Annotated in this window: 10 protein-coding genes and 1 tRNA gene; 8 read left to right on the top strand and 3 right to left on the bottom strand. The window is 70.8% G+C overall.

All coding sequences use genetic code 11. From position 1 onward, the window contains the following. Positions 1-144: 144 nt before the first annotated feature. The gene (locus tag GKQ77_RS05410; RefSeq protein WP_308117559.1) at positions 145-1,677 is read right to left on the bottom strand and encodes a potassium/proton antiporter; all 1,533 of its coding nucleotides are present in this window, start codon (positions 1,675-1,677) and stop codon (positions 145-147) included. Positions 1,678-1,893: 216 nt separating this feature from the next. Here GKQ77_RS05410 and GKQ77_RS05405 point away from each other — a divergent pair, with 216 nt between their 5' ends. After that, a complete protein-coding gene (locus GKQ77_RS05405) occupies positions 1,894-4,728 on the top strand; it encodes a penicillin acylase family protein (RefSeq protein ID WP_219687549.1) in 2,835 nt (944 codons plus the stop codon). Between the two features lie 95 nt (positions 4,729-4,823). Here the strand turns inward: GKQ77_RS05405 and GKQ77_RS05400 are convergent, their stop codons facing one another. Continuing rightward, the gene (locus tag GKQ77_RS05400; protein WP_219687548.1) at positions 4,824-5,438 is read right to left on the bottom strand and encodes a 5-formyltetrahydrofolate cyclo-ligase; all 615 of its coding nucleotides are present in this window, start codon (positions 5,436-5,438) and stop codon (positions 4,824-4,826) included. Between the two features lie 93 nt (positions 5,439-5,531). Here GKQ77_RS05400 and galU point away from each other — a divergent pair, with 93 nt between their 5' ends. The 7 genes from galU to GKQ77_RS05365 all read left to right on the top strand — a co-directional run bounded on the left by galU (position 5,532) and on the right by GKQ77_RS05365 (position 11,035). Then, the gene (gene galU / locus GKQ77_RS05395) at positions 5,532-6,443 is read left to right on the top strand and encodes a UTP--glucose-1-phosphate uridylyltransferase GalU (protein WP_125513289.1); all 912 of its coding nucleotides are present in this window, start codon (positions 5,532-5,534) and stop codon (positions 6,441-6,443) included. Positions 6,444-6,447: 4 nt separating this feature from the next. After that, a complete protein-coding gene (gene glp / locus GKQ77_RS05390; RefSeq protein WP_258020873.1) occupies positions 6,448-7,794 on the top strand; it encodes a molybdotransferase-like divisome protein Glp in 1,347 nt (448 codons plus the stop codon). 87 nt (positions 7,795-7,881) lie between these two features. Further along, positions 7,882-8,403 carry a cyclic pyranopterin monophosphate synthase MoaC gene (gene moaC, locus GKQ77_RS05385; protein ID WP_219687546.1) on the top strand — a complete coding sequence of 174 codons (522 nt, stop codon included), beginning with the start codon at positions 7,882-7,884 and terminating at the stop codon, positions 8,401-8,403. Beyond that, on the top strand, positions 8,400-8,912 hold the full coding sequence (locus tag GKQ77_RS05380) for a MogA/MoaB family molybdenum cofactor biosynthesis protein (RefSeq protein WP_219687545.1): 513 nt from the start codon (positions 8,400-8,402) through the stop codon (positions 8,910-8,912). Before moaC ends, GKQ77_RS05380 begins: the two co-directional genes overlap by 4 nt. Next, positions 8,909-9,532: a GNAT family N-acetyltransferase gene (locus GKQ77_RS05375; protein ID WP_219687564.1), complete on the top strand. Its 624-nt coding sequence runs from the start codon at positions 8,909-8,911 to the stop codon at positions 9,530-9,532. Before GKQ77_RS05380 ends, GKQ77_RS05375 begins: the two co-directional genes overlap by 4 nt. 164 nt (positions 9,533-9,696) lie before the next feature. Then, positions 9,697-10,875, top strand: a complete 1,179-nt coding sequence (gene sepX / locus GKQ77_RS05370; RefSeq protein WP_219687544.1) for a divisome protein SepX/GlpR — start codon at positions 9,697-9,699, stop codon at positions 10,873-10,875. 86 nt (positions 10,876-10,961) lie between these two features. Continuing rightward, a tRNA-Ala gene (locus tag GKQ77_RS05365) sits at positions 10,962-11,035 on the top strand. A gap of 70 nt (positions 11,036-11,105) precedes the next feature. Here GKQ77_RS05365 and GKQ77_RS05360 read toward each other — a convergent pair. Next, positions 11,106-11,585: a GNAT family N-acetyltransferase gene (locus tag GKQ77_RS05360; RefSeq protein WP_219687563.1), complete on the bottom strand. Its 480-nt coding sequence runs from the start codon at positions 11,583-11,585 to the stop codon at positions 11,106-11,108. Positions 11,586-11,590: the final 5 nt, after the last annotated feature.

Raw genomic sequence — 11,590 nt, 5'->3', positions numbered from 1 at the left:
CCGGGGCCCACTGCGAGGGCGCCACGGCCGCCATACGGTCGCGCCAGCTCTGCTTCAGGCAGAGTTGGTTCGATCTGGTCCCTTTATCGTACAGGCACGGGCCCCATTAGCCCCTGTGATTACAGCGGATGAGACGTCCGCCACCTACGATTGGTGTTTTTCTCCGTCGGTTCCCAGCCAACTCGCGAGCTTTCCGCCGTGCCCGACCGCGCGCAGCCGCTTCTCGGCCGCGTCCCGCACCGGGTCCGTCGCCACCACCAGCAGCTCGTCGCCGCGCCGCAGCACCGTCGTCGGCAGCGGCACGAACGATTCGCCTCCCCGCACGATCAGCGTGACCGCCGACCCGGCGGGCAGCCGCAGCTCGGAGACCTCCACGCCGTGCATCCGCGAGCCCTCGGGGATGCCCACCGACAGCAGGTGCCCCTGGAGCCGCTCCAGCGGCGCCGACTCGATGCCCAGGTCCGCGGCCTCCGGGGAGCCCCCGATCCGCAGTTTCCTGGCCAGCCAGGGCAGCGTGGGGCCCTGGATGAGGGTGTAGACGACCACCAGCACGAAGACGATGTTGAAGATCCGCTGACTGTCCTCGACGCCGCTCACCATCGGGATGGTGGCCAGGATGATGGGCACGGCGCCGCGCAGACCGGCCCAGGAGAGCAGCACCTTCTCCTGCCAGGGCATGCGGAACGGCAGCAGGCTGAGGACGACCTCCAGGGGGCGCGCCACCATCGTCAGGACCAGGCCGATGACGAGCGCGGGCCAGGCGTCGGCGAGCAGGTCGTGCGGGGTGACGAGCAGCCCGAGCAGGACGAACATGCCGATCTGGGCGAGCCAGCCGAGCCCTTCGGCGAAGCCGCGGGTGGCGGGCCAGTGCGGCAGCCGCGCGTTGCCGAGGACCATCGAGGCGAGGTAGACGGCGAGGAAGCCGCTGCCGTGTGCCATGGCGCCCGCCGCGTAGGCGGCGACGGCGATGGCCATGACGGCGATGGGGTAGAGGCCGGAGGCGGGCAGGGCCACGTGCCGCAGGCCGAAGGCGCCGAGCCAGCCGACCGTGATGCCGATCGCCGCGCCGATCGCCAGCTCCAGAGCGATCTTGCCGATCAGTACGTACCAGTCGTCCACGGGGCCCGCCGTGGAGAACGCCACGACGAGGATCACCACAGGGGCGTCGTTGAACCCCGACTCCGCTTCCAGGACGCCCGTGATGCGCGAGGGGAGCGGCACCTTCCGCAGTACCGAGAAGACCGCGGCGGCGTCCGTGGAGGAGACCACCGCGCCGATGATCAGCGCGGGCCGCCACTCGAGGCCCACCAGATAGTGCGCGGCGGCCGCCGTGACGCCCACGCTCACCGCGACGCCCACGGTCGACAGCACGGCGGCCGCGGGCAGGGCGGGCTTGATCTCTTTCCACTTCGTGCCGAGGCCGCCCTCGGCGAGGATCACGACCAGGGCGGCGTAGCCGATGACCTGCGTCAGCTCGGCGTTGTCGAAGTGGACGTCGCCGATGCCGTCCTGGCCCATGACGACGCCGATGCCGAGGTACAGGAGCAGGCTGGGGAGCCCGCTGCGCGACGAGATGCGGACCGCCGCCACCGCGACGAGCAGAACGAGCGAGCAGACGAGCAGGAGCTGGTTGAGGTGGTGGACAGTCAGGGGCCGTTCCTTCCGCCGCGCGCACACAAGTACTTCTTGCGAGCCAAGTACTTCGTTACCTTACCTAATTGTTAACGCCTTCTTGATGTCTTCGAACGCACATACGATCTTCGGGAGTCCGGTTCCTGACTCCGCGTCCGGAGCCGCAACGCCCTGCGCCTATGGTTGCTCCAGCGCTCCCAGAGCCGCCCACTCGACAGCACAGCCCGCCCTGCCGCTCGCGTAAGGACAGCAAGGACAGCGATGCCCTCCAACACCACCGCCTCTTCCGGTCATAAGTCCGGCAAGAAGAAGGGGCGCCGAGCCCGACTCGTCGTGATCGTCCTGGTCCTGGCCATCGTCGGAGGCATCGGCTTCGGCGCGTACTGGAGCATCAGCACCGTGCGCGCCTCCTTCCCGCAGACCAAGGGAACCATCAAGCTCGATGGTCTCTCGGGTCCCGTCGACGTGAAGCGCGACGGAAACGGAATCCCGCAGATCTACGCCGATTCCGACGCCGACCTCTTCATGGCGCAGGGCTATGTCCAGGCGCAGGACCGCTTCTGGGAGATGGACGTCCGCCGTCACATGACCTCCGGGCGGCTCTCCGAGATGTTCGGCAAGGGCCAGGTCAAGACCGATGAATTCCTGCGCACGCTCGGCTGGCACCGGGTCGCCAAGAAGGAGTACGACTCCAAGCTCTCGCCGGAGACGAAGAAGTACCTCCAGGCGTACGCCAAGGGAGTCAACGCCTACCTCGCGGGCAAGGACGGCAAGGACATCTCCGTCGAGTACGCGGCGCTCGGCTTCACCAACGACTACAAGCCGCAGAAGTGGACGCCCGTCGACTCCGTGGCCTGGCTCAAGGCGATGGCCTGGGACCTGCGCGGCAACATGGAGGACGAGATCGACCGCTCCTTGATGACGAGCCGCCTCGGCCCGTCGCAAATCAAGGACCTGTACCCCGAGTACCCCTTCAAGCGGAACAAGCCCGTCGTACGGGAGGGCGCCTTCGACAGCGTCACCAAGGAGTACGACGCCAAGGGCACCGCCACCGGCGCGCAGACCGGCACGGGCGGCACCCCCGGCACGGGTGGCGCGGCAGGCGCCGGCGGTGCGACAGGGACCGGCGGCACGGGCGGTACGGGCGGCGCGGCGGGCTCCGGCCTCGCCGGTGGCGCCCAGGCCCCGGACGGCCTCCAGTCGCAGCTCTCAGGGGTCTCCGACGCCCTTGACGAGGTCCCCGCGATCCTCGGCCCGAGCGGCAACGGCATCGGCTCGAACTCCTGGGTCGTCTCCGGCGAGCACACGATCACCGGCAAGCCGCTCCTCGCGAACGACCCGCACCTGGCGCCGCAGCTGCCCTCCGTCTGGTACCAGATGGGCCTGCACTGCCGGTCGGTCTCCAGTAAGTGCGGTTACGACGTCTCGGGCTACACCTTCTCCGGCATGCCGGGCGTGGTCATCGGCCACAACAAGGACATCGCCTGGGGCATGACGAACCTGGGCGCCGACGTCACGGACCTCTACCTGGAGAAGTTCACCGGGGACGGCTACCAGTACGACGGCAAGGTGCTGCCTTTCACCTCGCGCGTGGAGACCATCAAGGTCGCGGGCGGCAAGGAGAAGAAGATCACGGTCCGCGAGACCAACAACGGCCCGCTGATCTCCGACCGCAACGACGAACTGGTCAAGGTCGGCAAGAAGGCCCATGTCGACACCGCCGCCCCCGACCGGGGCGACGGCTACGGAGTGGCGCTGCGCTGGACCGCGCTGACCCCCGGCAAGTCCATGGACGCCGTCTTCGAGCTGAACAAGGCGGAGAACTTCACGCAGTTCCGCAAGGCGGCTGCTTCTTTTGAAGTGCCCTCGCAGAACCTGATCTACGCCGACACCAAGGGCCACATCGGCTACCAGGCGCCCGGCAGGATCCCCACCCGCGGCAAGGGCGACGGCTCGCTCCCGGCGCCCGGCTGGGACCCCGCATACCGCTGGACGGGTTACATCCCGCAGGACGCGCTGCCCTACGAGTACGACCCCAAGCGCGGCTACATCGTCACCGCCAACCAGGCCGTGATCGACGACAGCGACAAGGCCAAGTACCCGTACAAGCTCACCTCGGACTGGGGCTACGGCGCGCGCAGCCAGCGGATCGACGACCTCATCCAGTCGAAGATCAAGAACGGCGGCAAGGTCTCCACCGAGGACATGCGCCTCATGCAGATGGACAACAGCAGCGAGATCGCCAAGCTGCTCGTGCCCAAGCTGCTGAAGATCGACGTCAAGGACAAGTACGTACGCGAGGCGCAGAAGCTCCTGGAGGGCTGGGACTACACCCAGGACGCCGACTCGGCGGCCGCCGCGTACTTCAACTCGGTCTGGCGCAACATCCTCAAGCTCGCCTTCGGCAACAAGCTCCCCAAGGAGCTGCGCGTCAAGGGCCAGTGCCTGAACGTCGAGCCGGCCGGCAACACCGGCCCCGCCGACGAGGGCAAGAAGGTGCGCGAGTGCGGCCAGCGCGACGCGGACTCGGCGCAGCCCGACGGCGGCGACCGCTACTACGAAGTGGTCCGCAAGATTCTGGACGACGAGACCAACGACTGGTGGAAGGCGCCCGCGACCCGTACCGACAAGGCGACCAAGAACCGCGACCAGCTGTTCAAGCGGGCCCTTGAGGACGCGCGCTGGGACCTGACGGCCAAGCTCGGCAAGGACGCCGACACCTGGAGCTGGGGCCGCCTGCACCGCCTACAGCTGAAGAACCAGACGCTCGGCACCGAGGGGCCCGGCTGGCTGCAGTACGTGCTCAACCGCGGCCCCTGGAACCTCGGTGGCGGCGAGGCGGCGGTCAACGCCACCGGCTGGAACGCGGCGGGCGGTTACGGCGTGGTCTGGGTGCCGTCGATGCGCATGGTGGTGAACCTCAAGGACTTCGACAAGTCCAAGTGGATCAACCTCACCGGTGCCTCGGGACACGCGTACAACGCGCACTACACCGACCAGACGGACAAGTGGGCCAAGGGCGAACTCCTGCCGTGGGCCTACTCGGACAAGAAGGTCGAGACGAGTACGAGCGACAAGCTGGTCCTGCGCCCCTGACCGGGACCGGCAGCACCTGAAAGGGCCCTCCACGCACGCGTGGAGGGCCCTTTCGGCGTTCCGGACGCTCCTCCGGGGGTCAGCGGAAGCGGCGCTCAGCGGAAGCGGCGCACCCCCGACGGCGTCACGACGGCGTGCACGGGGTGGTCGTGCGCCTCCACGGGGAGGTGCGCGACGACTTCACGGTCGTACAGAAGCACCACGAGCGCGGGGTCGGCGCCCGAGCGCTCGAGCCGGGCGAGGACCCGGTCGTACGACCCGCCGCCACGTCCGAGCCGGGCCCCGCGCTCGTCCACCGCGAGCCCCGGCAGCAGCACGGCGTCCGCCGTCAGGACGGCCTGGGGGCCGAGGCGCGCTCCGGAGGGCTCGAGCAGCTCGATCTTGCCCTGGTGCCGCACGCGGACGAGGGAGCCTGGGCCTTCGTAGGCGGCCCAGTCCAGGTCGTTGTCCGGGAGCAGTACGGGCAGCAGGACGCGCGTCCCGCGCGCGTGGAGGGCATCGAGCAGTGCGCGCGTGCCGGGCTCGCTCCCCACGGAGACGTACGCCGCGACCGTCCGCGCGCCGGCCAATTCCGTCAGCTCCAGCGCGTGCTCGGCGAGAGCCGCCGCCGCCTCTTGCGCGTCATCCGCAGTCAACCCGCTTCTCACCGCGAGGAGGCCTCGCCGCAACTCGCGCTTGGTTGGCTGGCCGTCGGCCTCGGTTCCGGTCATGGGGTGTTCACAAATCCTTCCTGGTCGGCGCATATGCCATTGAATTATCCGGATACGCAGATTCCGCACATACGTACCGGATATGGTGGCCGCATGACTGAGTCTCACGCCCCCCACCCCCGGATCACCAAGGCGGTCATTCCGGCGGCAGGGCTCGGCACCCGCTTCCTGCCGGCCACCAAGGCGACCCCCAAGGAGATGCTGCCGGTCGTCGACAAGCCGGCGATCCAGTACGTGGTCGAGGAGGCCGCGTCCGCGGGTCTCGACGACGTCCTCATGATCACGGGCCGCAACAAGCGCCCGCTGGAGGACCACTTCGACCGCAACTACGAACTGGAGTCGGCCCTCCTGAAGAAGGGCGACGAGGCGCGCCTCGCCAAGGTCCAGGAGTCCAGCGACCTCGCGACGATGCACTACGTCCGCCAGGGCGACCCCAGGGGACTCGGTCACGCCGTCCTGTGCGCGGCTCCGCACGTCGGCCACGAGCCGTTCGCCGTCCTCCTCGGCGACGACCTCATCGACCCGCGCGACCCCCTCCTCGCCCGCATGATCGAGGTCCAGGAGCGGCACGGCGGAAGCGTCATCGCCCTCATGGAGGTGGCCCCTGAGCAGATCCACCTCTACGGCTGCGCCGCCGTCGAGGCCACCGAGGACGGCGACGTCGTCAAGGTCACCGACCTGGTCGAGAAGCCCGACACCGCCGACGCCCCCAGCAACTACGCGATCATCGGCCGCTATGTCCTGGACCCCCACATCTTCGGCGTGCTGCGCACGACCGAGCCCGGGCGCGGCGGCGAGATCCAGCTCACCGACGCCCTCCAGCAGCTCGCCGCGGACGAGAAGGTGGGCGGCCCGGTGCACGGCGTCGTCTTCAAGGGCCGCCGCTATGACACCGGCGACCGGGGTGACTATCTGCGTGCCATTGTCAGACTCGCGTGCGAACGTGAAGATCTGGGGCCGGACTTCAAGGCCTGGCTTCGCCGTTACGTCACCGAGGAGATGTAGCACTTTGAGCAGCAGCACGACGACACCGACCGCCGGCCAGGACGCGCTCTGGTCGGTGGAAGAGCATCTGGACGACATCCTCACGACCGTCCGCCCGCTCGAACCCATCGAACTCCAACTCCTCGACGCCCAGGGCTGCGTCCTCGTCGAGGACGTCACGGTGCCCGTCTCGCTGCCGCCCTTCGACAACAGCTCCATGGACGGGTACGCGGTACGGGTCGCCGATGTCGCGGGCGCGAGCGAGGAGTTCCCCGCCGTCCTGCGCGTCATCGGGGACGTGGCCGCGGGCGCGGGCGAGCAGCCCACCGTCGGCCCGGGCCAGGCCGCCCGCATCATGACCGGCGCCCCGCTGCCGCCCGGCGCCGAGGCCGTCGTCCCCGTGGAGTGGACCGACGGAGGCCTCGGCGAGGGCCCCGTCTCCGGGATGCGCGCCCACAGCGCCGCCCCCGAGGGCGCCTCTGGCGAGGTCCGCGTGCACCGCCCGGCCGAGGCACGCGCGCACGTCCGCGCGCGGGGCAGCGACGTGCGGGCCGGCGACCGCGCCCTGAGCGCGGGCACGGTCCTCGGCCCGCCGCAGATCGCCCTGCTCGCCGCGGTCGGGCGCGGCACGGTCAAGGTGCGCCCGCGCCCGCGCGTGGTCGTCATGTCCACCGGCAGCGAACTGATCCAGCCCGGCGAGAGCTTGGCGGACGGCCAGATCTACGACTCCAACAGCTTCGCCCTCACCGCCGCGGCCCGCGACGCCGGAGCCATCGCCTACCGCGTGGGCGCGGTAGCCGACGACGCCGAGACGCTGCGCTCCACCATCGAGGACCAGCTGATCCGCGCCGACCTGATCGTCACCACGGGCGGCGTCAGCGTGGGCGCCTACGACGTCGTGAAGGAGGCCCTGACCTCCATCGGCGACCCGGACGAGGAGACCGGCATCGGGGCGGGCAGCGGCGTGGAGTTCCGCAAGCTCGCCATGCAGCCGGGCAAGCCGCAGGGCTTTGGCTCCATCGGCCCCGACCACACCCCGCTGCTCGCGCTGCCGGGCAACCCCGTCTCCTCGTACGTCTCCTTCGAACTGTTCGTACGGCCCGCGATCCGCACCCTGATGGGCCTCCCCGAGGTCCACCGGGCCACCACGCGCGCGGAGCTGGCCGCCGACGAGGCGCTGCGCTCGCCCTCGGGGCGCCGCCAGTTCCTTCGGGGGAGTTATGACGCGGAGGCGGCCACCGTGGCGCCCGTCGGCGGTTCCGGCTCGCATCTGATCGCCGCGCTGGCCCAGGCGAACGCGCTGATCGTCGTCCCCGAGGACACCACGTCGGTGGAGCCCGGCACGGCCGTCGAAGTGGTCCTGCTCGGCTGAGAACGCCACCCGCGCGGTACCGTGTCGCGCACAACAGGCCCGTGCGCGCCGCACCGCGCGGGGCCCGGACCGGGAGCGCCACAGCACATGACCGCGATTTCCCGGGGGGACACCCCCGGCCCTGAGCAGCAGCGACTGACCCACATCGACGAGGCGGGCGCGGCCCGCATGGTCGACGTCTCCGCGAAGGACGTGACCGCGCGCACCGCCCGCGCCAGCGGCCGTGTCCTGGTCTCGCCGCGGGTGATCGAGCTCCTGCGGGGCGAAGGCGTGCCCAAGGGCGACGCACTGGCCACCGCCCGGATCGCCGGGATCATGGGCGCCAAGCGCACCCCTGACCTGATCCCGCTCTGCCACCCGCTGGCCGTCTCCGGAGTGAAGCTCGACCTCTCCGTGGCGGACGACGCCGTCGAGATCCTCGCCACGGTGAAGACGACGGACCGTACGGGCGTCGAGATGGAGGCCCTCACCGCCGTGAGCGTCGCGGCCCTCACGGTGATCGACATGGTCAAGGCCGTCGACAAGGGCGCCGTCATCACCGACGTACGGGTGGAGGAGAAGACCGGCGGCAAGTCGGGAGACTGGAGCCGAGAAGGAGCCGGGGCATGAGCGGCCCGCGCTCCCCGTACAGGGCGCTGGTCGTCACCGCGTCGAACCGCGCCGCCGCCGGGGTCTACGCCGACCGGGGCGGCCCGATCATCGCCGAGGCCCTGACCGCGCTCGGCTTCGCCGTCGACGGACCCCAGGTCGTCCCCGACGGCGACCCCGTGGAACAGGCCCTGCACGCGGGCGTGGCGGCGGGCTTCGACGTGGTCGTCACCACCGGCGGCACCGGTATCTCGCCCACCGACCGCACTCCGGAGGCCACGCGCCGCGTCATCGACCACGAGGTGCCCGGCATCGCGGAGGCGATCCGCGCGTACGGCCGCGACAAGGTCCCCACCGCCGTGCTCTCCCGGGGTCTCGCCGGGGTCGCGGGCCGCACGCTCATCGTGAACCTGCCGGGTTCCACGGGAGGCGTACGCGACGGTCTCGCCGTCCTCGAGCCCCTGCTGCGGCACGCCGTCGACCAGCTGCGCGGCGGCGACCATCCCGGACCAGCGGGGGGTACGAGCTGAACAGCCCTTCCTGGCCCGTCGAGCTGACGGACGGCGATGTCACCCTCCGCCCGATAAAGATGCGCGACCAGCGCGCGTGGCGTGAGGTCAACCGGCGCAACCGCGACTGGCTGCGCCCCTGGGAGGCCACGATCCCGCCGCCCACGGCCAGCGGCCCGATCGTGCACCGCCCCACCTACCGCCAGATGGTCCGCCATCTGCGCGCGGAGGCGGCGGCGGGCCGGATGCTGCCGTTCGTCATCGAGTACCAGGGCCGCCTCGTCGGGCAGTTGACGGTGGCGGGCATCACCTGGGGGTCGATGTGCTCGGGCCACGTCGGCTACTGGGTCGACGAGTCCGTCGCGGGCCGCGGGGTCATGCCGACCGCCGTCGCGCTCGCCGTGGACCACTGCTTCCGCGCGGTCGGGCTGCACCGTATCGAGGTCTGTATTCGCCCCGAGAACACGCCGAGCCGCCGGGTCGTGGAGAAACTGGGATTTCGCGAGGAGGGGCTGCGGCCGCGGTATCTCCACATCGACGGGGCCTGGCGCGATCACCTCGTCTTCGCGCTCACCGCCGAAGAGGCGCCGGAGGGGTTGCTGCGCCGCTGGCACCGGGCGCGACCTCGGAACACGGCCTAATGAAATACGTGTTCGAAATTGATCGGCTCGGGCATTAATTTTCCCGCCGCCGACTGCCTGGTGATCGCATCAGTCACAAAAAAAGTTCGAGATATCAGCCAGATCGTGCGACACACCGACGCAATTGGCAGATGGCCTCAACGAAACCCCTCTACCGTGTGAGCGTGAGCAGCAGCGGCCTCATCTACGCAGTCATCGTCGGGGCCTGGGCCGCCTACTTGGTGCCGATGTGGCTCCGTAGGCAGGACGAGCTGAACGAAGCCCGTCCGACGGAACGCTTCAGCACCGCCATCCGGCTGCTTTCCGGACGGGCGGGGATGGAGCGCCGATACGCCAAGGACCTGCAAGCCCGCTCGCCCGAGGACGGCGAGACGCGCGGTGACCCGGACGACTTCACCGGCTCGGTGGACGTCCGGGCCTTCGTCGCGCCTCCGGTCGACGAGGCGGAGCCCGAGCAGGAGCGGCCTCAGCCGTCCGCGGCGCATGCCGAGCCCCCGGTCCGGCAGGCCGAGCCGCCGGTCCGTCAGAAGGCGCGCCCCGAGCCCGAACCCGAACATGAGCAGCCTCCGCGCGCCACGGTCTCGCCCGCGCGGCGCGCCGCGTCGGCCGAAGCCGCCGCGCGCGCCCGGCGCGTGAAGGTCCTCGCGCGGCGCCGCCGCACGACGATGCTGCTCTTCCTCGCCTTCACGGCGGGCGCGGTCGTCGCCGGGGTCGGCGGCCTCGCGTTCCTGTGGGCGCCCGCCGGGCCCGCGGTGCTGCTGAGCGCGTACATCGTCTATCTGCGCGGCCAGGAGCGGCGCCGCTTCACCTACGTGATGGACCAGCGGCGGGCCGAGGACGCGGCGCAGCGGCTGCGCGAGCGGCAGCCCCGGCGCGGGCCCGCGAGCGCGGAGCCCGTCGTCGAGGAGGCGGACGCCGCCGGGCCCGAGACGGAGACCGGCCTGTCCGCGCTGGCCGCCGACCGCCGTGCCCTCGTCGAGCAGACCGACCACGCCGAGTGGGTCGACCAGCAGCGCGAGCGCCAGCACGGGCCCGGCCGCGGCGACAGCTGGGACCCGGTCCCGGTCCCCCTGCCCACGTACGTGACCGCCCCGGTTGCCCCGCGTGCCACCGGCAGCGTCGACCTGGGCGCCCCGGACGCGTGGAGCTCGGCGCGCTCCAGCACGGTGGAGCCCGCCGCCGAGGGTCCCGGGGACATCGACGCCGCCGAGGGCGCGGACCCCGTGGGAGGCCGCAGCGACAAGCGCCGGGCGGCGTCCGCGCGCCGGGCCCGCGAGCGCGGCCGCACGCCGCTGTTCGACCAGTACGAGGACGGGGGCCGCCCCCGCGCCGCCAACGAGTGAGACGCCGCGGGTCCGCCCCGGCTGACCAGCCAGGGAACGGATTTCCAAGCACCCGGATCGGGATGCTAGAGTTTCACTCGTTGCAAGGGCCTGTGGCGCAGTCTGGTAGCGCACCTCGTTCGCATCGAGGGGGTCTGGGGTTCAAATCCCCACAGGTCCACTGCACATGAGATCCCGCCCAGTTCATCGAACTGGGCGGGATCTTTGCGTTGTCCGGGCCCGGACCGGAGCTACAGGGCCTTCACGTAGCAGCGGCTCAGGTCGGTGAAGCGGTAGTGGCCGAACTTGGTGGGGGCGGGGGTGTAGCCGCTCGAGGCGTAGAGGGCTATCGCCTCCGGCTGTTTCGTGCCCGTCTCCAGGACCATGCGGACGCGGCCCGCCGCCCTCGCGTCGTCCTCCAGGGCCGCCAGTATGCGGCGGGCCAGGCCGAGACCGCGGGCCTGGGGTGTGACGTACATCCGCTTCAGCTCCGCGTCGCCGGCGTCGTAGCCCGTTTCGGGGTCGTCCATCGCGCGCCAGCCGCCGGTGGCCAGCGGGGTGTCGCTGTCGTCGTACGCGATGAGGTAGAGCCCCCTGGGCGGCTCGAACATGGTCGGGTCGAGGAAGGTCGCGTCGCCCTCGTCGCCGTAGCGCTCCGCGTATTCACGCTGGACGCGGTCGTTGAGTTCGATCGCGTGCGGGTGGGCGAACGTGACCGTGCGCAGGTGGATGGGGG

This window comes from Streptomyces anatolicus, from assembly GCF_019400875.1.
Lineage (GTDB): Bacteria > Actinomycetota > Actinomycetes > Streptomycetales > Streptomycetaceae > Streptomyces > Streptomyces anatolicus.
This window is presented reverse-complemented; position numbering and strand designations above follow the sequence as displayed.